Source organism: Enterobacter sp. MGH 33 (genome assembly GCF_000534535.1).
GTDB lineage: Bacteria > Pseudomonadota > Gammaproteobacteria > Enterobacterales > Enterobacteriaceae > Enterobacter > Enterobacter hormaechei_C.
The window spans coordinates 4,759,191-4,780,208 of sequence record NZ_KI973212.1 but is presented as its reverse complement, the minus strand read 5'-3'; the positions used below and the strand labels follow the sequence as shown (position 1 = coordinate 4,780,208).

Here is a 21,018-nt window from a genome sequence, read left to right as displayed (position 1 = left end):
GATATAATCTTTCCCTGCACCGAGATGTTCGCTTGCAGGGAAAGCGTCCCTGTTGTCTCTTCCCCTGTAATCATCTTCATGTCACATTTTGTGCGTAATTTATTCACTGTTGCACCTGGAACTTGTGGATAAAATCACTGTCTGATAAAAGAGTGAATGCTAATCTCGTTGCTCAAACGCTTTGGCATGGTTGTTGCCTGACGGGGACAACCTGGACCAGAAGAAACATTGAGAGGAATGAATGACCAAAGAAATGCAAACTTTAGCTTTAGCCCCTGTTGGTAACCTGGAATCTTACATCCGGGCTGCGAACACCTGGCCGATGTTAACGGCTGAGGAAGAAAAGGAGCTTGCTGAAAAGCTGCATTACCAGGGCGATCTGGAAGCAGCTAAAACGCTGATCCTGTCTCACCTGCGCTTTGTTGTTCACGTTGCTCGTAATTATGCGGGCTACGGCCTGCCGCAGGCGGACCTGATTCAGGAAGGTAACATTGGCCTGATGAAGGCGGTACGTCGCTTTAACCCGGAAGTGGGTGTGCGACTCGTCTCCTTCGCCGTGCACTGGATCAAAGCGGAAATTCACGAATACGTCCTGCGTAACTGGCGTATTGTGAAAGTCGCCACGACGAAAGCGCAGCGCAAACTGTTCTTCAACCTGCGTAAAACCAAGCAGCGTCTGGGCTGGTTCAATCAGGATGAAGTGGAAATGGTGGCGCGCGAGCTGGGCGTTTCCAGCAAAGACGTCCGCGAGATGGAATCCCGTATGGCCGCGCAGGACATGACGTTTGATATGTCTGCCGACGATGACGCGTCCGACAGCCAGCCGATGGCCCCGGTTCTGTATCTACAGGATAAAACCTCTAACTTTGCTGACGGCATTGAAGAGGATAACTGGGAAGACCAGGCGGCGAACAAGCTGACCTTCGCGATGGAAGGCCTCGACGAGCGTAGCCAGGATATTATTCGTGCCCGCTGGCTGGACGAAGATAACAAGTCCACGTTGCAGGAACTGGCCGACCGCTACGGCGTCTCCGCTGAACGTGTGCGTCAGCTTGAGAAAAACGCCATGAAAAAACTTCGCGCCGCTATCGAAGCGTAATTTCCGCGAAGTACACCGAGAACCCTCGAATGCAAATTCGGGGGTTTTGTTTTTTTAGCGCCCGCTCTGGCGAATTTCTTCCCCCTGGCAAACACTTACTGATGCGCTAAGCAGGCGACTTTCAGAGGGTGACAGGGTGAAAAATAACGAACTGAACGACCGGCGTTTACAGGCGACGCCGCGCGGTATCGGCGTCATGTGTAACTTCTATGCCGATAAAGCCGAAAACGCCACGGTGTGGGACGTGGAAGGTAACGAGTATATTGATTTTGCCGCCGGGATCGCCGTGCTGAATACCGGGCATCGTCATCCTAAAGTTATCGCCGCCATCGAAAAACAGCTTCACGCCTTTACCCATACCGCTTATCAAATCGTCCCCTATGAAGGTTATGTGGCGCTTGCCGAGCGCATCAACCAGCGCGTACCCATAGAGGGGCCAGCCAAAACCGCCTTCTTCTCAACGGGGGCGGAAGCGGTCGAAAACGCGGTGAAAATCGCCCGCGCGTACACCAGACGTCCCGGCCTTATCACCTTCGGCGGCGCGTTCCACGGCCGTACCTTTATGACCATGGCGATGACCGGCAAAGTGGCGCCCTATAAGCTCGGCTTCGGCCCGTTCCCCGGCTCGGTGTACCACGCGCAATTCCCCAACAGCCTGCACGGGGTTAGTACCGCCGAAGCGCTAAAAAGCCTGGAGCGCATCTTCAAAGCCGATATCGCGCCCGATCAGGTGGCGGCAATCATTATTGAACCGGTTCAGGGCGAGGGCGGGTTCAACGTCGCGCCCGCTGATTTTATGCAGGCGCTGCGTGCCCTGTGCGATACCCACGGGATTTTACTGATTGCCGACGAAGTGCAAACCGGCTTCGCGCGTACCGGCAAGCTGTTCTCCATGGAAAATCACTGCGTGAAGCCCGATCTGATCACCATGGCGAAAAGCCTGGCGGGCGGGATGCCGCTCTCTGCCGTCTCTGGCCGGGCGGAGGTGATGGATGCGCCCGCGCCGGGTGGGTTGGGCGGCACCTACGCGGGTAACCCGCTGGCGATTGCGGCGGCCCATGCGGTGCTGGATGTGATTGACGAGGACGATCTCTGCACCCGCGCGGCGCATCTCGGGCATCATCTGGTCGAGGTGCTGAATAAAGCGAAGGATGGCTGTCCGTATATCGCCGATATCCGTGGGCAGGGCTCGATGGTGGCGGTAGAATTTACCGATCCGCAAACCGGACAGCCGTCGCCCGAATTTACCCGTCAGGTTCAGGAGCGCGCGTTGAACGAAGGGCTGCTGCTTTTGAGCTGCGGCGTTTACGGCAACGTTATTCGCTTCCTCTACCCGCTCACCATCCCCGAAGTGCAGTTCCGTAAAGCGCTGGATATTATTTCCGCCTCGCTGACACGATAAAGCCAAAAGCCCGGCTGAAATGACAGTTGGGCTTATCATATTTTCATTTCAAATTAGCTATTCCAAAATCATAAAAATGGGGTATGTTTTAGCAGAGTATGCTGAAAAAGCGCGAACAGCACGCCTATAACTGAAATAAAGCGCTACACAACAACATCACAACAATCGTTATAACCATAATAATGGGGAATCTCAGGATGAACATGAAGGGTAAAGCGTTACTGGCAGGATGTATCGCGTTGGCATTCAGCACTATGGCCCAGGCCGATATTAAAGTGGCCGTGGTGGGCGCGATGTCCGGTCCGGTAGCACAGTACGGCGACCAGGAATTTACCGGCGCGGAACAGGCGGTTGCAGACATTAATGCTAAGGGCGGCATCAAGGGCGAAAAGCTGCAAATCGTAAAATATGACGATGCCTGTGACCCGAAACAGGCGGTCGCGGTGGCGAACAAAGTGGTAAACGACGGGATCAAATACGTTATCGGTCACCTGTGCTCCTCTTCCACCCAGCCCGCGTCTGACATCTACGAAGACGAAGGCATTCTGATGATCACGCCGGCCGCGACGGCGCCAGAGCTGACCGCGCGCGGCTATAAGCTGATCCTGCGTACCACCGGTCTGGACTCCGATCAGGGGCCAACCGCCGCGAAATATATCGTGGAAAAAGTGAAGCCGCAGCGCATCGCGATTGTTCATGACAAACAGCAGTACGGCGAAGGCCTGGCCCGTGCGGTGCAGGATAACCTGAAAAAAGCGAACGCCAACGTGGTGTTCTTTGACGGTATCACCGCCGGTGAGAAAGACTTCTCGACCCTGGTCGCGCGTCTGAAGAAAGAAAATATCGATTTCGTTTACTACGGCGGCTACCACCCGGAAATGGGGCAGATCCTGCGCCAGGCGCGTGCGGCGGGTCTGAAGACGCAGTTCATGGGGCCAGAAGGTGTCGCGAACGTTTCCCTGTCTAATATCGCGGGTGAATCCGCTGAAGGGCTGCTGGTGACCAAACCGAAGAACTACGACCAGGTGCCTGCGAACAAACCTGTTGTCGATGCCATCAAGGCGAAGAAACAGGATCCAAGTGGTGCGTTCGTCTGGACCACCTACGCAGCGTTGCAGTCTCTGCAAGCGGGCCTGAACCAGTCAGCCGATCCGGCGGAGATTGCCACCTGGCTGAAAGCGAACTCGGTGGAAACCGTGATGGGGCCGCTGTCCTGGGATGAGAAGGGCGATTTGAAGGGCTTCGAGTTCGGCGTGTTTGACTGGCATGCCAACGGCACGGCGACTGACGCAAAATAAACGCAAAAAGGCAACGCAAGTTGCCTTTTTTAATGTTTTCTCCCTCTCCCCGTGGGAGAGGGCCGGGGTGAGGGCATCAGCCCGCTCAGCCCTCTTTTGCCCGGTGGCGCTTCGCTTACCGGGCCTACTATGAGCACCTCGCAGCCGCCACCCGGCTTTCTTTTAGCGCTTCTCCCACCCGTTCGCCTGCGCCGTAAACCCTAACGCCTGCATAAACGCCGCCATCACGCCGCGATCCTCTACGCCCACGTCGGCCATCCACCAGGAGGTTACGCTCGGGTTTTCGCGGATCACCTCTTCAATCAAATACTGCCCGACCCCGCGACGGCGGGTCACGTCGCGCACGCGCAGGGAGTCCAGCGCCCCTTCCGTGCCGCTCAGCGTTACGCGGACGGCGGCCAGCAGACGTTCATTAAAACGCGCGGCATAGATGCGGTGGTTTTCATCGACGGCCAGCGATGAAGGGGAATATTCCGGCCAGATCTTGCCCAGGTCGATACGATCCTGGTCGCTAAAGGTCACCAGACGCACGATAGTCAGTTTCATTAGCTGCTTGTCCAATTCAAAAAGAGTAGGGCCAGTGTACTCAATTTATTTGCTCAGGCGCTTTCTCTTTTTCTTCCCATTTACCAGGTGATTAGTTTTTTGGCAGCGCGATGGGCAGTTTGAAAACACATGGATCGAAAAATAAGCAGAATTTTAGCCTGAAGGGCAGTGATTTATTCGGCGCTTTGTACCGTTATTTTATGCTGCAAACCGCGCTTTTATTTGTTTATCTCCGCCTGATTTCAGAATATTATCTTTGCTTAATCGCCTGAAAAATAGAGATTTTAGTCTGGTTTTTGACAAAAAACTGCGCTAAACCATTAAAGGCACTGGTAAAAATAGCGTTGTTCATAAAAAGTACAGAATGCTTTTTAACCATAATAAAACAAAATATAAACATGACATCACGAATGGGGATTCAGAGATGAAAAGGAACGCGAAGACGTTAATCGCGGGGATGGTCGCACTGTCGATCTCGCATGCCGCTATGGCAGACGACATTAAAGTTGCGGTAGTGGGGGCGATGTCCGGCCCTGTTGCCCAGTGGGGTGACATGGAGTTCAACGGCGCGCGTCAGGCCATCAAAGATATCAACGCCAAAGGCGGCATCAAAGGCGACAAGCTGGTAGGCGTGGAGTATGACGACGCCTGCGATCCTAAACAGGCCGTCGCGGTCGCCAACAAAATCGTTAACGACGGTATCCAGTACGTCATCGGGCACCTGTGTTCTTCCTCCACGCAGCCTGCGTCTGATATCTACGAAGACGAAGACATTCTGATGATCACCCCGGGTGCCACCAACCCGGAACTGACCCAGCGCGGCTACCAGCACATCATGCGTACCGCCGGTCTGGACTCCTCTCAGGGGCCAACCGCCGCCAAATACATCCTCGAAACCGTTAAGCCGCAGCGTATCGCCATCATTCATGATAAGCAGCAGTACGGCGAAGGCCTGGCGCGTTCCGTGCAGGATGGCCTGAAAAAAGGCGGCGCAAACATCGTCTTCTTCGACGGCATTACCGCTGGTGAGAAAGACTTCTCCGCGCTGATCGCCCGCCTGCAAAAAGAGAATATCGACTTCGTTTATTACGGCGGCTACTACCCGGAAATGGGGCAGATGCTGCGCCAGGCGCGCGCCACCGGCCTGAAAACCCAGTTTATGGGGCCAGAGGGCGTCGGTAATGCCTCCCTGTCCAACATCGCGGGCGATTCTGCCGAAGGCATGCTGGTGACGATGCCAAAACGCTATGACCAGGATCCGGCGAATAAGGCTATCGTGGATGCGCTCAAGGCGCAGAAGAAAGATCCGAGCGGTCCGTACGTCTGGATCACCTACGCGGCCGTGCAGTCTCTGGCCACCGCGCTGGACCGTACCGGCAGTAAAGAGCCGCTGGACCTGGTGAAAGATTTAAAAGCACACGGGGCGAACACCGTGATTGGGCCGCTGAACTGGGATGAGAAAGGCGATCTGAAGGGATTTGAGTTTGGTGTCTTTAAGTGGCACGCCGACGGGTCTTCCTCGGTCGCCAAATAATCATCCCACCGCCCGGCTCACCGGGCGGGTATAAAAAGGTTTTCTTATGTCCGAGCAGTTTCTCTACTTCTTGCAGCAGATGTTTAACGGCGTCACGCTGGGAAGCACCTACGCGCTGATCGCCATCGGCTACACGATGGTTTACGGCATTATCGGCATGATCAACTTCGCCCACGGCGAGGTGTACATGATCGGTAGCTACGTCTCCTTTATGATTATCGCCGCGCTGATGATGATGGGCATCGACAGCAGCTGGCTGCTGGTGGCCGCCGGGTTTGTCGGCGCGATTGTGATCGCCAGCGCCTACGGCTGGAGTATTGAACGGGTGGCCTACCGGCCGGTGCGCAGCTCCAAACGCCTGATCGCGCTGATCTCCGCCATCGGTATGTCCATTTTCCTGCAAAACTACGTCAGCCTGACCGAAGGTTCACGCGACGTAGCGCTGCCAAGCCTGTTTAACGGCCAGTGGATTGTGGGGGCCAGCGAAAACTTCTCTGCCACCATCACCACCATGCAGCTGGTTATCTGGGTTGTGACCTTTATTGCCATGCTGGCCCTGACCCTGTTCATCCGCTACTCCCGCATGGGACGCGCCTGCCGCGCCTGCGCGGAAGATCTGAAGATGGCGAGCCTGCTCGGGATTAACACCGACCGCGTGATTGCCCTGACCTTCGTGATCGGCGCAGCGATGGCGGCGGTGGCTGGCGTGTTGCTCGGCCAGTTCTACGGCGTAATCAACCCGTACATCGGCTTTATGGCCGGGATGAAAGCCTTCACCGCGGCGGTACTGGGCGGCATCGGCAGCATTCCAGGCGCGATGATCGGCGGCCTGATCCTGGGCGTGGCCGAAGCGCTCTCCTCGGCGTACCTGAGCACCGAATATAAAGATGTGGTGTCGTTTGCCCTGCTGATTCTGGTTCTGCTGGTAATGCCTACCGGTATTCTGGGCCGTCCGGAGGTAGAGAAAGTATGAAACCGATGCATTTTGCGATGGCGCTGCTCTCTGCCGCCATGTTCTTCGTCCTGGCGGGCGTCTTTATGGGCGTCCAGTTAGGACTGGACGGCACGAAGCTGGTGGTGGATACCGCTCCCGACATCCGCTGGCAGTGGGTGTTTATCGGCACCGCGGTGGTGTTCTTGTTCCAGCTGTTGCGTCCGCTGTTCCAGAAGACGCTGAAAAACGTCTCCGGGCCGAAATTCGTCCTGCCGGCGATCGACGGTACAACGGTGAAACAGAAGCTGTTCCTGGTGGCGCTGCTGGTGGCTGCCGTGGCGTGGCCGTTTATGGTATCGCGCGGGACGGTGGATATTGCCACCCTGACCATGATCTACGTGATTCTGGGGCTGGGTCTGAACGTGGTGGTGGGGCTGTCTGGCCTGCTGGTGCTGGGCTACGGCGGGTTCTACGCCATCGGCGCGTACACCTTCGCGCTGCTGAACCACTATTACGGCCTCGGCTTCTGGACCTGTCTGCCGCTGGCGGGGCTGGTCTCTGCCGCGGCGGGCTTCCTGCTCGGCTTCCCGGTGCTGCGCCTGCGCGGTGACTATCTGGCGATTGTGACCTTAGGCTTCGGCGAAATCGTCCGTATTCTGCTGCTCAACAATACCGAAGTGACCGGCGGTCCGAACGGCATCAGCCAGATCCCGAAACCGACCTTCTTCGGCCTGGAGTTCAGCCGTACCGCCCGTGAAGGCGGCTGGGATACCTTCAGCAATTTCTTTGGCATCAAGTACGATCCGTCCGACCGCGTGATCTGGCTCTATCTGGTGGCGCTGCTGCTGGTGGTGATTACCCTGTTTGTGATCAACCGTCTGCTGCGCATGCCGCTGGGCCGCGCGTGGGAAGCGCTGCGCGAAGATGAGATCGCCTGCCGCTCCCTGGGCCTGAACCCGACCCGCATCAAGCTGACCGCATTTACCATCAGCGCCGCGTTTGCCGGTTTCGCCGGGACGCTGTTTGCCGCACGTCAGGGCTTCGTCAGCCCTGAATCGTTCACCTTTGCCGAATCCGCCTTTGTGCTGGCGATTGTGGTGCTCGGTGGAATGGGCTCGCAGTTCGCCGTGATCCTCGCGGCTATCCTGCTGGTGGTCTCCCGCGAGCTGATGCGCGACTTTAACGAATACAGCATGTTAATGCTGGGTGGTTTGATGGTGCTGATGATGATCTGGCGTCCGCAGGGTCTGCTGCCGATGACCCGTCCACAGCTGAAGCTGAAACGCACACAGGCGAAAGGAGAGCAGGCATGAAGCCTTTATTATCCGTTAACGGCCTGATGATGCGCTTTGGCGGCCTGCTGGCGGTCAACAATGTGAATCTGGATCTGCACAAGAAAGAGATTGTCTCCCTGATTGGCCCGAACGGCGCGGGAAAAACCACGGTCTTTAACTGTTTGACCGGCTTCTACAAGCCGACGGGCGGCACCATCATGCTGCGCGACCAGCACCTTGAAGGGCTGCCGGGCCAGCAGATTGCCCGCATGGGCGTGGTGCGTACCTTCCAGCACGTGCGTCTGTTCCGCGAGATGACGGTGATTGAGAACCTGCTGGTGGCACAGCATCAGCAGCTGAAAACCGGGCTGTTCTCCGGCCTGCTGAAAACCCCGGCCTTTCGCCGCACGCAGGAGGAGGCGCTCGACCGCGCCGCGACCTGGCTCGACCGTATCGGCCTGCTCCAGCACGCTAACCGTCAGGCGAGCAACCTCGCTTACGGGGATCAGCGTCGCCTTGAGATCGTGCGCTGTATGGTGACCCAGCCGGAGATCCTGATGCTCGACGAACCAGCGGCAGGTCTCAATCCGAAAGAGACCAAAGAGCTGGACGAGCTGATTGCCGAGCTGCGCGATCATCACGACACCACCATCCTGCTGATTGAGCATGACATGAAGCTGGTGATGGGCATTTCGGACCGTATCTACGTGGTAAACCAGGGCACGCCGCTGGCGAACGGCACGCCGGAAGAGATCCGCAACAACCCGGACGTGATCCGCGCATACCTTGGTGAGGCATAAGATGGAAAAAGCGATGTTAACGTTCGACAAGGTCAACGCGCACTACGGCAAGATCCAGGCGCTGCACGACGTCAGCCTGCACATCAATCAGGGCGAAATCGTCACCCTGATTGGCGCCAACGGCGCGGGTAAAACCACGCTGCTCGGCACCCTGTGCGGCGACCCGCGCGCCACCAGCGGGCGGATTGTGTTTGACGGCAAAGATATTACCGACTGGCAGACGGCTAAGATCATGCGTGAAGCGGTGGCGATTGTCCCGGAAGGGCGCCGCGTATTCTCCCGCATGACGGTGGAAGAGAACCTGGCGATGGGCGGTTTCTTCGCCCATCGGGATGAATTCCAGACCCGCATCAAGTGGGTGTACGAACTCTTCCCGCGCCTGTGGGAGCGTCGTATTCAGCGAGCGGGCACCATGTCCGGCGGCGAGCAGCAGATGCTGGCGATTGGCCGCGCGCTGATGAGCCAGCCGCGTCTGCTGCTGCTGGACGAGCCGTCGCTTGGCCTGGCGCCGATCATTATCCAGCAGATCTTCGATACCATCGAGCAGTTGCGCAAAGAGGGGATGACCATCTTCCTCGTCGAGCAGAACGCTAACCAGGCGCTGAAGCTCGCTGACCGTGGCTATGTGCTGGAAAACGGGCGCGTGGTGCTCTCCGATACCGGCGATGCGCTGCTGGCGAACGAAGCGGTGCGGAGCGCGTACCTGGGCGGCTGAGCCGTCTGTATTGCCCGGTGGCGCTTACGCTTACCGGGCCTACGGATACCATGTAGGCCGGGTATGGCGCAGCCGCCACCCGGCTTTTTTCATATTAACCCCCCCTTCACACAACCATCATCCCCCTGACGCCTGGCTGTCACTTATCTGTAAACAAACAGTTATTTTTCTGTCATTCGAGCATGTCATGTTACCTCGCGAGCATAAAACGCGTGATATCGCGCATCCGGCACAATAAGAGAGATGACAATGACATCGTTACGACACACAGCTTTGGGTCTGGCACTGGGTCTGGCTTTTGCGACAAACGCAATGGCTGTGACCACCATTCCGTTCTGGCATTCCATGGAAGGGGAGTTGGGTAAAGAGGTTGACTCCCTGGCGCAGCGTTTCAACGACACCCACCCGGATTACAAAATTGTGCCGGTGTACAAAGGCAACTACGAGCAGAGCCTGAGCGCGGGCATCGCCGCCTTCCGTACCGGTAACGCGCCTGCGCTGTTACAGGTTTATGAAGTGGGCACCGCGACAATGATGGCCTCCAAAGCCATCAAGCCGGTGTACGAGGTGTTCAAAGAGGCGGGCATTAACTTTGACGAATCCCAGTTCGTACCGACCGTAGCGGGTTACTACACCGATTCCAAAACCGGCCATCTGCTGTCCCAGCCGTTTAACAGCTCCACGCCGGTGCTGTATTACAACAAAGACGCCTTCAAAAAAGCCGGTTTAGATCCGGAGCAGCCGCCAAAAACCTGGCAGGATCTGGCGGAGTACACCGCGAAGCTGAAAGCGGCGGGGATGAAGTGCGGCTACGCCAGCGGCTGGCAGGGCTGGATCCAGATTGAAAACTTCAGCGCCTGGCACGGGCTGCCGGTTGCCACCCAAAATAACGGCTTCGACGGTACCGACGCGGTGCTGGAGTTCAACAAGCCGGAGCAGGTGAAGCACATCGCGCTGCTGGAAGCACTCAACAAGAAGGGCGACTTCAGCTACTTCGGGCGTAAAGACGAATCCACCGAGAAGTTCTACAACGGCGACTGTGCCATTACCACCGCCTCGTCCGGCTCGCTGGCGGATATACGTCACTATGCCAAATTCAACTACGGCGTGGGCATGATGCCGTACGACGCTGACGTTAAAGGCGCGCCGCAAAACGCTATCATCGGCGGGGCGAGCCTGTGGGTGATGCAGGGTAAAGACAACGGCACCTACAAAGGCGTGGCCGAGTTCCTCGACTTCCTGGCGAAGCCGGAAAACGCCGCCGAGTGGCACCAGAAGACCGGCTATCTGCCGATCACCAAAGCCGCGTACGACCTGACCCGCGAGCAGGGCTTCTATAGCAAAAACCCAGGCGCAGACATCGCGACGCGCCAGATGCTGAACAAGCCGCCGTTGCCGTTCACCAAAGGCCTGCGTCTGGGCAACATGCCGCAGATCCGCACCATCGTCGATGAAGAGCAGGAAAGCGTGTGGACCGGTAAGAAAACCCCACAGCAGGCGCTGGACGCTGCGGTAGAGCGCGGAAATCAGCTGCTGCGCCGCTTTGAGCAGTCGACCAAATCGTAAAAAAATGCCCGGTGGCGCTGCGCTTACCGGGCCTACGGGGATCGTGCGGGCTGATGCCCTCACCCCAACCCTCTCCCACGGGGAGAGGGAGAAATATTTGTAGGCCGGGTAAGGCGTAGCCGCCACCCGGCAATGTTCAGGAACCTAATCTCAATGTCCTCATCCCGTCCGGTGTTCCGTTCCCGCTGGCTGCCGTACCTGTTGGTCGCACCGCAGCTGGTCATCACCGTTATCTTCTTTATCTGGCCTGCGGGCGAAGCGCTGTGGTACTCGGTACAAAGCGTCGATCCGTTCGGGCTTTCCAGCCAGTTTGTCGGGCTGGACAACTTTACCGCGCTGTTCCACGACAGCTACTACCTGGACTCCTTCTGGACGACGATCAAATTCAGTGCGCTGGTCACCGTGAGCGGTCTTGTCGCGTCGCTGTTTTTCGCCGCGCTGGTGGATTACGTGGTGCGCGGTAGCCGTCTGTATCAGACCCTGATGCTGCTGCCCTACGCCGTGGCTCCTGCCGTGGCCGCCGTGCTGTGGATCTTCCTGTTTAACCCAGGGCGCGGGCTGATTACCCACTTCCTGGGCGAGTTTGGCTACGACTGGAACCACGCTCAGAACAGCGGTCAGGCGATGTTCCTGGTGGTGTTCGCCTCGGTGTGGAAGCAGATCAGCTATAACTTCCTGTTTTTCTTTGCCGCGCTACAGTCTATCCCGCGTTCGCTGGTGGAGGCCGCCGCCATCGACGGCGCAGGGCCGGTGCGCCGCTTCTTCCGGCTGTCGCTGCCGCTGATCGCCCCGGTGAGTTTCTTCCTGCTGGTGGTTAACCTCGTGTACGCCTTCTTCGACACCTTCCCGGTGATTGACGCCGCCACCGCGGGCGGCCCGGTGCAGGCGACCACCACGCTGATCTACAAGATCTACCGCGAAGGCTTTGCGGGGTTGGATCTCTCCGCTTCTGCCGCGCAGTCGGTGGTGCTGATGTTCCTCGTCATCATCCTCACGGTGGTGCAGTTCCGCTATGTCGAAAGTAAGGTGCGCTACCAATGATTGAGAACCGTCGCGGGCTGACGATTTTCAGCCATACCATGCTGATTTTAGGGATTATCGTCATCCTGTTCCCACTGTACGTGGCCTTCGTCGCCGCCACGCTGGACACCAAAGCGGTGTTCGACACCCCGATGACGCTGATCCCGGGCGGACACCTTTTCGAAAACATGAAGACCATCTGGACCCAGGGCGTGGGCGCCAACAGCGCGCCGTTCTGGCTGATGATGCTCAACAGCTTCATCATGGCGTTTGGCATCACCGTCGGCAAAATTACGGTGTCGATGCTCTCAGCGTTCGCCATCGTCTGGTTCCGCTTTCCGCTGCGTAACCTGTTTTTCTGGATGATTTTCATCACCCTGATGCTGCCGGTAGAGGTGCGTATCTTCCCGACGGTGGAGGTGATCGCCAACCTGAAGATGCTCGACAGCTACGCGGGCTTAACCCTGCCGCTGATGGCCTCGGCGACCGCCACCTTCCTGTTCCGCCAGTTCTTTATGACCCTGCCGGACGAGCTGATTGAAGCCGCGCGCATCGACGGGGCCTCGCCGATGCGCTTCTTCCGCGACATCGTGCTGCCGCTGTCGAAAACCAACCTCGCGGCGCTGTTTGTGATCACCTTTATCTACGGCTGGAACCAGTACCTGTGGCCGCTGCTGATCGTTCAGGACGTCAACCTCGGCACCGCCGTGGCAGGCATCAAAGGCATGATCGCCACCGGCGAAGGCACCACCCTCTGGAACCAGGTGATGGCGGCGATGCTGCTCACCCTTATCCCACCCGTAGTCATTGTTTTAGCCATGCAGCGCGCGTTTGTCCGCGGCCTGGTCGATAGCGAGAAATAAGATGGCAGGTTTAAAATTACAGGCAGTAACCAAAAGCTGGGACGGTAAAACCCAGGTCATTCAGCCGCTGACGCTCGACGTGGCGGACGGGGAATTTATCGTGATGGTCGGCCCGTCCGGCTGCGGCAAATCCACGCTGCTGCGTATGGTGGCGGGGCTGGAGCGCGTAACGTCCGGGGATATCTGGATTGACCGCCAGCGCGTCACCGAGATGGAACCCAAAGATCGCGGCATCGCGATGGTATTCCAGAACTATGCCCTCTATCCGCACATGAGCGTGGAAGAGAACATGGCCTGGGGGCTGAAAATCCGCGGTATGGGCAAAGGCCATATCGAGGAGCGCGTGAAAGAGGCCGCGCGCATTCTGGAGCTGGACGGCCTGCTCAAGCGCCGTCCGCGCGAGCTTTCCGGCGGCCAGCGTCAGCGCGTGGCGATGGGGCGCGCCATCGTGCGCGATCCGGCGGTATTCCTGTTCGACGAACCGCTGTCAAACCTCGACGCCAAACTGCGCGTGCAGATGCGCCTTGAGCTACAGCAGCTGCATCGCCGCCTGAAAACCACGTCCCTCTATGTGACCCACGATCAGGTTGAAGCCATGACCCTCGCCCAGCGCGTGATGGTGATGAACAAAGGCATCGCCGAGCAGATTGGCACCCCGGTGGAAGTCTACGAAAAACCGGCCAGCCGTTTTGTGGCGAGCTTTATCGGCAGCCCGGCGATGAACCTGCTGGACGGGCGGATCAATGCGGCGGGAACCCACTTCGAGCTGGAAAGCGGGATGGCGTTGCCGATCAACTGGTACTATCGTGGCTACGCCGGGCGTAAGATGACGCTCGGTATCCGCCCGGAGCATATTGGTTTGACGTCTCAGGCGGACGGCGGCGTGCCGCTGGTGATGGACACGCTGGAGATGCTGGGCGCAGACAACCTGGCGCACGGGCGCTGGGGCGAGCAAAAGCTGGTGGTGCGTCTGCCGCACCAGGAGCGCCCGAAGGCAGGCAGCACGCTGTGGCTGCATATGCCGGAAAATCACCTGCACTTATTTGACGGTGAAACAGGACAACGAGTATGAGCAACTGGCCTTACCCCCACATCGTCGCCCACCGTGGCGGCGGTAAACTGGCGCCGGAAAACACCCTGGCGGCAATTGACGTTGGCGCGCGCTACGGCCACACGATGATCGAGTTCGACGCGAAGCTGTCCAAGGACGGCGAAATTTTCCTGCTGCACGACGACAATCTCGAACGCACCAGCAATGGCTGGGGCGTGGCAGGTGAACTGCCGTGGCGTGACCTGCTGAAGGTGGACGCCGGAAGCTGGTACAGCGGCGAATTTAAAGGCGAGCCGCTGCCGCTGCTGGCGGAAGTGGCGGACCGCTGTCGTCAACACGGCATGATGGCCAACATCGAAATCAAACCGACCACCGGCACCGGGCCGCTGACGGGTAAAGTGATTGCCCTCGCCGCGCGCGAACTGTGGGAAGGGATGACCCCGCCGCTGTTGTCGTCGTTTGACATCGACGCGCTGGAAGCCGCACAGGCTGCCGTACCGGAGTTGCCGCGCGGGCTGCTGCTGGATGAGTGGCGAGAAGACTGGCGCGCGCTGACGACCTTCTTAGGCTGCGTGTCGATCCACCTCAACCATAAGCTGCTGGATGAAGCGCGCGTGACGCTTTTGAAGGAGGCCGGTCTGCATATCCTGGTGTATACCGTCAATAAACCCCAGCGTGCAGCCGAGCTGCTGCGCTGGGGCGTGGACAGCATCTGTACCGATGCGATTGACCAGATTGGGCCGAACTTTATTTATTAAGCATACTGCCGTTCTGCTGGGTCGGCAGCATGTGCTGCTGACCGCTGCTTTGCGACACCCCGCCCCCTAACATCCCACCGTTTGAGTTTGGCAGCGGCTGCTCCCGCATCTGGCCCTGCTGCACGCGCTGGGTGTTGGTATTCATCTGGTTTTGCAGGTGCTGCTGCTGCACCTGGGTCTGCGTTTTTAACTGCTGATCGAGCATCCCTTTCTGCTGCTGTTGCTGGCTCATCATCTCCGTCTGCATACGCTGCTGGCTCGGAATGACGTAGCCCGGCTGGTTCGGGTTGTTCAGGGTGTTGATTGGCTGTGCGAGCGCGGCGAACGGAAGCAGCGCGGTCAGGATCAGTAATCGTTTCATGGTTATCTCCTCCTTTGAGGCTTCTCTTAAGTTTACCCTGATTCCGGCATAACGATGATTTTTTAAGAGTTGTGAACCAGGCTTAAGCGGGGAATATGGGCCCCTTCACCTGGAGAACAATAATGATGAAACCAACCTTTTTGCGCTGGGTCGCCATCGCTGCGCTGATGGCAGGCGGCACATTTACCGTGGCGGCCAACCCGCCAGCCGCTCCTCCGGTCTCTTACGGCGTGGAGGAGGATGTTTTTCACCCCGTGCGGGCGACGCACGGCATGGTGGCCTCGGTTGACGCGCTGGCAACGCAGGTGGGCGTCGATATTCTTAAGCAGGGCGGTAACGCGGTGGATGCGGCGGTCGCGGTGGGATATGCGCTGGCGGTGACGCATCCACAGGCGGGGAACCTGGGCGGCGGCGGGTTTATGATGCTGCGCACCAAAGACGGTAAAACCACGGCCATCGACTTCCGTGAGATGGCGCCGAACCAGGCCTCCCGCGATATGTTCCTCGACGATCAGGGCAATCCGGACAGTAAAAAATCTCTGACCTCGCACCTTGCCTCCGGCACGCCGGGCACCGTTGCGGGCTTCTCGCTGGCGCTGGAAAAATACGGCACGCTGCCGCTGAATAAAGTGGTGCAGCCTGCCATCAAGCTGGCGCGCGACGGCTTCGTCGTCAACGACGCGCTGGCGGACGACCTCAAAACCTACGGCAGCGAAGTTATTCCCAATCATGAGAACAGCAAGGCTATCTTCTGGAAAGACGGCGAGCCGCTGAAAAAGGGCGATAAGCTGGTGCAGAAGAACCTCGCAAAAAGTCTCGAACTGATTGCCGAAAACGGTCCGGACGCCTTCTATAAGGGGCCGATTGCCGATCAGATTGCCGATGAGATGCAGAAGAACGGCGGGCTGATCACCAAAGCGGATCTGGCGGAATATAAGGCGGTGGAGCGCGAGCCGATCAGCGGCACCTATCGCGGCTACGAGGTCTTCTCCATGCCGCCGCCGTCCTCCGGGGGCATTCACATCGTGCAGATCCTCAATATTCTGGAAAACTTCGATATGCATAAGTTCGGCTTCGGTAGTGCCGATGCCATGCAGGTGATGGCGGAGGCGGAGAAGCGCGCCTACGCTGACCGCTCGGAATACCTTGGCGATCCGGACTTCGTGAAGGTGCCGTGGCAGGCGCTGACCAACAAAGCCTATGCCAAATCGATTGCCGACGAGATCGACATCAACAAGGCGAAGCCGTCGAGCGAGATCCGCCCCGGCAAGCTGGCGCCGTATGAAAGTAACCAGACCACCCATTTCTCGGTGGTGGATAAAGACGGTAACGCGGTGGCGGTGACCTACACGCTTAACACCACTTTCGGCACCGGGATTGTGGCGGGCAACAGCGGTATTTTGCTGAACAACGAGATGGATGACTTCTCCGCCAAACCGGGCGTGCCGAACGTCTACGGGCTGGTCGGCGGCGATGCGAATGCGGTCGGGCCGAAGAAGCGCCCGCTGTCGTCCATGTCGCCCACCATCGTGGTGAAAGACGGCAAAACCTGGCTGGTGACCGGCAGCCCTGGCGGGAGCCGGATTATCACAACCGTGCTGCAAATGGTGGTGAACAGTATCGACTTTGGGATGAACGTCGCCGAAGCGACCAATGCGCCGCGTTTCCACCACCAGTGGCTGCCGGACGAGCTGCGCGTGGAGAAGGGCTTTAGCCCGGACACCCTCAAGCTGCTTGAGCAGCGCGGGCAGAAGGTGGCGGTGAAGGAGGCGATGGGCAGCACCCAGAGCATTATGGTCGGGCCGGACGGGGCGCTGTTTGGCGCATCGGACCCGCGTTCGGTGGATGATTTAACGGCGGGGTTTTGATTTTTTTGCCCGGTGGCGCTGCGCTTACCGGGCCTACAACGGCACGAACGTAGGCCGGGTAAGGCGAAGCCGCCACCCGGCAACAAACTACTTCATACGCGCCATATAATACGCATCCACATACTCGCCGTTGCGCAGGGCGTAGCGCCTGCCGGTGCCTTCAATCTCAAACCCGTGCTTTTTGTACACCGCGATTGCCGGTTCGTTATCCACAAACACCGTTAACTCGATGCGGTCGACGCGCAGCCAGTTGTCGCACATATCGATCATGGTGCGAATCAGTGCGCTGGCCACGCCGCGGTTATGCCACTGCGCGCCAACGCAGATACCGAAATCTGCAACGTGGCTGCGGCGTGGTCGCTGGGCGACATCAATGGTGAGGTGGCCGACCACGATATCATCAATGCAGGCAACCAGCTGTTTAATGCCCGGCTGCTCGCCTAGCCGCATTTGCCACATTTCTATTGAAGGATGAGGAACCTGTAGCGTGTTGTGGTACACCTCCGGCTGGGCGTGGATCTGACGAATGGCGTCGTAATCTTTCGGTTCAGCGTGGCGTATCACTATTTCACTCATTCCTTGTTCCTCAGTCAGTTAAAAGTCCCCTCCAACATCAGTGACTTTAAAAGTTGAGTCAATCGCTATTTTTTGCAAAAAGTGTTGGACAAGTGCGAATGAGAATGATTATTATTGCTCTGCATTCAGGAAGACCTCCTACGGGAACCTGAAAGCACGACATTGCTCACATTGCTTCCAGTATTACTTTAGCCAGCTTCTCGCTGGCTTTTTTTTTGCCCTTTTTCTCCCTCTCCCTGTGGGAGAGGGCTGGGGTGAGGGCAAAACATGCGCTATGGTAAAACCCAGTAACCTTCCAAAAGGACTGAGCCATGACACTACATTGTGCATTTATTGGATTTGGCAAAAGCACCACGCGTTACCACCTTCCGTATGTTCTTAACCGAAAAGAGACCTGGCACGTGGCCCATATCTATCGCCGCCGCGCGAAGCCAGAAGAGCAGTCTCCGCAGTATTCCCATATTCATTTCACCAGCGATCTTGATGAGGTGCTTAACGACCCGCAGGTGAAGCTGGTGGTGGTCTGTACCCACGCTGACAGCCACTTTGACTACGCGAAACGCGCGCTGGAAGCAGGTAAAAACGTGCTGGTGGAAAAGCCGTTCACCCCGACCATCGCCGAAGCGAAGGAGCTGTTCGCGCTGGCGAAAAGCAAAGGGCTGACCGTCACGCCGTACCAGAACCGTCGCTTTGACAGCTGCTTCCTGACGGCAAAAAAGGCAATTGAAAGCGGCAAACTCGGCGAGATCGTGGAAATCGAAAGCCACTTCGATTACTACCGCCCGGTGGCGGAAACCCAGCCCGGACTGCCGCAGGACGGATCTTTCTACGGTCTCGGTGTGCACACCATGGACCAGATCATCTCCTTGTTTGGCCGCCCGGACCACGTGGCGTATGACATCCGCAGCCTGCGCAATAAGGCCAACCCGGACGATACCTTTGAAGCGCAGCTGTTCTACGGCGACCTGAAAGCCATCGTAAAAACCAGCCATCTGGTGAAAATCGACTACCCGAAATTTATCGTTCACGGCAAGAAAGGCTCCTTTATCAAGTACGGTATTGACCAGCAGGAGACCAGCCTGAAGGCCAATATCATGCCGGGTGAACCGGGCTTTGCGGCAGATGATTCCGTGGGCGTGCTGGAGTACGTGAACGACGAGGGCCTGACGGTCAGGGAAGAGCTGAAGCCGGAAACGGGAGACTATGGACGCGTCTACGATGCGCTGTATGACACCCTCGCCACCGGCGCGCCGAATTATGTCAAGGAATCTGACGTTCTGACCAACCTGGAAATCCTTGAACGGGCCTTCGAACAGGCTTCTCCTGCCACGGTAACCCTCGCCAGATAAGCAAAAATGGCTCCTCTGCGCTTGTTCTAAATTTTTGAACAGAGGAGTCAATTTTCACCCTCTATGATCCCAGGGCGTTTGCGTCCACACTTACTCCATCGAAACGAACTGAGGGTGAAAACAATGATCTACTTACGCAAAGCAAACGAACGTGGTCACGCGAATCATGGCTGGCTGGACTCATGGCATTCATTCTCGTTTGCCGACTACTACGACCCGAACTTTATGGGCTTCTCCGCACTGCGCGTGATTAACGACGACGTGATTGATGCAGGCCAGGGCTTCGGTACCCACCCGCACAAAGACATGGAAATCCTGACCTATGTGCTGGAAGGGGCGGTTGAGCACCAGGACAGCATGGGCAACAAAGAGCAGGTTCCGGCGGGCGAGTTCCAGATTATGAGCGCGGGTACCGGGGTGCGTCACTCTGAGTACAACCCGAGCAAAACGGAAAAACTGCACCTGTATCAAATCTGGATCATTCCAGAAGAGACCGGCATCACGCCACGCTACGAGCAGCGCCGCTTCGACGCGAAACAGGGCAAACAGCTGGTGCTGTCCCCGGATGCGCGTGAAGGTTCCCTGAAAGTGCATCAGGATATGGAGCTGTACCGCTGGGCGCTGGCGAAAGATGAACAGTCTGTACACCAGATTGCCGCTAACCGCCGCGTGTGGATCCAGGTGGTGAAAGGTGAAGTGTCCATCAACGGCACCAAAGCGACAACCGCCGATGGCCTGGCAGTCTGGGATGCGCAGGCGCTCTCCGTGCATGCCGACAGCGAAAGTGAAATTCTGCTGTTTGACCTGCCGCCGGTCTAAATAATTTCTCAACCTTCCCTTTAAACGGGGAAGGTTGAGCTTTGTCCGTGATAAACTGAGCAAATCTCTCACTTCAAGATTTCTCAGGACGATGAAAAAGAAACGCCCCGTACTTCAGGATGTCGCCGATCGCGTCGGTGTGACCAAAATGACGGTCAGCCGTTTTTTACGTAACCCGGAACAGGTTTCCGTGGCGTTGCGTGGCAAGATTGCCGCCGCCCTTGATGAACTGGGTTATATCCCCAACCGCGCGCCCGATATTCTCTCCAATGCAACCAGCCGTGCGGTGGGCGTCCTGCTTCCTTCCTTAACCAACCAGGTATTCGCCGAAGTGCTGCGTGGCATTGAAAGCGTCACCGATGCGTTTGGCTATCAGACCATGCTCGCCCACTACGGGTACAAGCCGGAACTGGAAGAGGAACGTCTTGAATCGATGCTTTCCTGGAACATCGACGGCCTGATTTTAACGGAACGTACTCACACCCCGCGCACGCTGAAAATGATTGAAGTGGCAGGCATTCCGGTGGTGGAACTGATGGACAGCCAGTCGCCGTGCCTCGACATCGCCGTGGGGTTCGATAACTTTGAAGCGGCGCGTCAGATGACGGCGGCGATCATCGCCCGCGGTCATCGCCATGTGGCCTATCTGGGTGCGCGTCTGGATGAACGTACTATCATCAAACAGAAGGGATACGAGCAGGCGATGCTCGACGCCGGTTTAACCCCGTACAGCGTGATGGTGGAGCAATCTTCTTCTTACACGTCGGGTATTGAGCTGATGCGTCAGGCGCGACGCGAGTATCCGCAACTGGACGGTATTTTCTGCACCAACGATGACCTTGCGGTCGGCGCCGCGTTTGAGTGCCAGCGTCTGGGTTTAAAAATCCCGGATGATATGGCGATTGCCGGCTTCCACGGCCACGACATTGGCCAGGTGATGGAGCCGCGTCTGGCGAGCGTCCTGACCCCGCGTGAACGCATGGGCCGCATTGGCGCAGAGCGCCTGCTGGCGCGCATTCGTGGTGAGTCAGTTACCCCGAAAATGTTAGATTTAGGTTTCACCTTGTCACCGGGTGGATCTATTTAATCCGACAAATTTGAAGTAGCTCACACTTATTCACTTCGCGCACGTTTGGATATTGCTTCTCTTATGCCCCGGCAGGACAATGTTACCGATAACTGTTA

20 protein-coding genes are annotated in these 21,018 nt (G+C 57.6%); 17 read left to right on the top strand and 3 right to left on the bottom strand.

Annotation, left to right across the window (positions count from 1 at the left end; all coding sequences use genetic code 11):
* Positions 1-241: 241 nt before the first annotated feature.
* The 3 genes from rpoH to livJ all read left to right on the top strand — a co-directional run bounded on the left by rpoH (position 242) and on the right by livJ (position 3,799).
* Positions 242-1,099, top strand: a complete 858-nt coding sequence (rpoH, locus tag L379_RS01745; protein ID WP_000159624.1) for an RNA polymerase sigma factor RpoH — start codon at positions 242-244, stop codon at positions 1,097-1,099.
* Between the two features lie 136 nt (positions 1,100-1,235).
* The gene (locus L379_RS01750) at positions 1,236-2,501 is read left to right on the top strand and encodes a 4-aminobutyrate--2-oxoglutarate transaminase (protein ID WP_032655388.1); all 1,266 of its coding nucleotides are present in this window, start codon (positions 1,236-1,238) and stop codon (positions 2,499-2,501) included.
* A gap of 197 nt (positions 2,502-2,698) precedes the next feature.
* Positions 2,699-3,799 carry a branched chain amino acid ABC transporter substrate-binding protein LivJ gene (gene livJ / locus L379_RS01755; RefSeq protein WP_015571474.1) on the top strand — a complete coding sequence of 367 codons (1,101 nt, stop codon included), beginning with the start codon at positions 2,699-2,701 and terminating at the stop codon, positions 3,797-3,799.
* A gap of 162 nt (positions 3,800-3,961) precedes the next feature.
* Here the strand turns inward: livJ and panM are convergent, their stop codons facing one another.
* Positions 3,962-4,345 (bottom strand): aspartate 1-decarboxylase autocleavage activator PanM, encoded by a 384-nt coding sequence (panM, locus tag L379_RS01760; protein ID WP_015571473.1) that lies wholly within the window; start codon positions 4,343-4,345, stop codon positions 3,962-3,964.
* 424 nt (positions 4,346-4,769) lie between these two features.
* Between panM and livK the strand changes: the two genes are divergently transcribed.
* The 10 genes from livK to ugpQ all read left to right on the top strand — a co-directional run bounded on the left by livK (position 4,770) and on the right by ugpQ (position 14,860).
* The gene (gene livK / locus L379_RS01765) at positions 4,770-5,879 is read left to right on the top strand and encodes a high-affinity branched-chain amino acid ABC transporter substrate-binding protein LivK (RefSeq protein WP_032649748.1); all 1,110 of its coding nucleotides are present in this window, start codon (positions 4,770-4,772) and stop codon (positions 5,877-5,879) included.
* Positions 5,880-5,925: 46 nt separating this feature from the next.
* Positions 5,926-6,852, top strand: a complete 927-nt coding sequence (gene livH, locus L379_RS01770; RefSeq protein WP_015571470.1) for a high-affinity branched-chain amino acid ABC transporter permease LivH — start codon at positions 5,926-5,928, stop codon at positions 6,850-6,852.
* On the top strand, positions 6,849-8,126 hold the full coding sequence (locus tag L379_RS01775) for a high-affinity branched-chain amino acid ABC transporter permease LivM (protein ID WP_003861542.1): 1,278 nt from the start codon (positions 6,849-6,851) through the stop codon (positions 8,124-8,126). The genes livH and L379_RS01775 overlap by 4 nt, the downstream gene beginning before the upstream one ends.
* A complete protein-coding gene (gene livG / locus L379_RS01780; RefSeq protein WP_003861544.1) occupies positions 8,123-8,887 on the top strand; it encodes a high-affinity branched-chain amino acid ABC transporter ATP-binding protein LivG in 765 nt (254 codons plus the stop codon). The genes L379_RS01775 and livG overlap by 4 nt, the downstream gene beginning before the upstream one ends.
* Before the next feature lies 1 nt (position 8,888).
* Positions 8,889-9,602, top strand: a complete 714-nt coding sequence (livF, locus tag L379_RS01785; RefSeq protein WP_015571469.1) for a high-affinity branched-chain amino acid ABC transporter ATP-binding protein LivF — start codon at positions 8,889-8,891, stop codon at positions 9,600-9,602.
* A 249-nt stretch (positions 9,603-9,851) separates the two neighbouring features.
* Entirely contained in the window at positions 9,852-11,168 is a 1,317-nt protein-coding gene (ugpB, locus tag L379_RS01790) for a sn-glycerol-3-phosphate ABC transporter substrate-binding protein UgpB (RefSeq protein ID WP_032655381.1), read from the top strand.
* 153 nt (positions 11,169-11,321) lie between these two features.
* Positions 11,322-12,209 carry a sn-glycerol-3-phosphate ABC transporter permease UgpA gene (gene ugpA / locus L379_RS01795; RefSeq protein ID WP_003861551.1) on the top strand — a complete coding sequence of 296 codons (888 nt, stop codon included), beginning with the start codon at positions 11,322-11,324 and terminating at the stop codon, positions 12,207-12,209.
* On the top strand, positions 12,206-13,051 hold the full coding sequence (gene ugpE, locus L379_RS01800) for a sn-glycerol-3-phosphate ABC transporter permease UgpE (protein ID WP_015571468.1): 846 nt from the start codon (positions 12,206-12,208) through the stop codon (positions 13,049-13,051). Before ugpA ends, ugpE begins: the two co-directional genes overlap by 4 nt.
* Before the next feature lies 1 nt (position 13,052).
* Positions 13,053-14,123, top strand: coding sequence for a sn-glycerol-3-phosphate import ATP-binding protein UgpC (locus L379_RS01805; RefSeq protein WP_022649656.1), 1,071 nt, complete (start codon positions 13,053-13,055; stop codon positions 14,121-14,123).
* Positions 14,120-14,860: a glycerophosphodiester phosphodiesterase gene (gene ugpQ, locus L379_RS01810; RefSeq protein WP_023295543.1), complete on the top strand. Its 741-nt coding sequence runs from the start codon at positions 14,120-14,122 to the stop codon at positions 14,858-14,860. Before L379_RS01805 ends, ugpQ begins: the two co-directional genes overlap by 4 nt.
* On the opposite strand, the gene L379_RS01815 is transcribed toward ugpQ, so the two are convergent.
* Positions 14,850-15,221 carry a DUF2756 family protein gene (locus L379_RS01815; protein ID WP_032655376.1) on the bottom strand — a complete coding sequence of 124 codons (372 nt, stop codon included), beginning with the start codon at positions 15,219-15,221 and terminating at the stop codon, positions 14,850-14,852. The two genes, ugpQ and L379_RS01815, sit on opposite strands and share 11 nt — an antisense overlap.
* Before the next feature lie 122 nt (positions 15,222-15,343).
* Here L379_RS01815 and ggt point away from each other — a divergent pair, with 122 nt between their 5' ends.
* Positions 15,344-17,089 carry a gamma-glutamyltransferase gene (ggt, locus tag L379_RS01820; protein WP_074174261.1) on the top strand — a complete coding sequence of 582 codons (1,746 nt, stop codon included), beginning with the start codon at positions 15,344-15,346 and terminating at the stop codon, positions 17,087-17,089.
* Between the two features lie 87 nt (positions 17,090-17,176).
* Here ggt and yhhY read toward each other — a convergent pair whose 3' ends face one another.
* Positions 17,177-17,665 (bottom strand): N-acetyltransferase, encoded by a 489-nt coding sequence (gene yhhY, locus L379_RS01825; RefSeq protein WP_017384133.1) that lies wholly within the window; start codon positions 17,663-17,665, stop codon positions 17,177-17,179.
* 311 nt (positions 17,666-17,976) lie between these two features.
* Here yhhY and L379_RS01830 point away from each other — a divergent pair, with 311 nt between their 5' ends.
* The 3 genes from L379_RS01830 to gntR all read left to right on the top strand — a co-directional run bounded on the left by L379_RS01830 (position 17,977) and on the right by gntR (position 20,920).
* Entirely contained in the window at positions 17,977-19,014 is a 1,038-nt protein-coding gene (locus L379_RS01830; RefSeq protein WP_032655374.1) for an oxidoreductase, read from the top strand.
* Positions 19,015-19,137: 123 nt separating this feature from the next.
* Positions 19,138-19,833: a pirin family protein gene (locus L379_RS01835; protein ID WP_032655373.1), complete on the top strand. Its 696-nt coding sequence runs from the start codon at positions 19,138-19,140 to the stop codon at positions 19,831-19,833.
* Positions 19,834-19,924: 91 nt separating this feature from the next.
* Positions 19,925-20,920 (top strand): gluconate operon transcriptional repressor GntR, encoded by a 996-nt coding sequence (gene gntR / locus L379_RS01840; RefSeq protein ID WP_032655371.1) that lies wholly within the window; start codon positions 19,925-19,927, stop codon positions 20,918-20,920.
* The last annotated feature ends 98 nt before the right edge of the window (positions 20,921-21,018 follow it).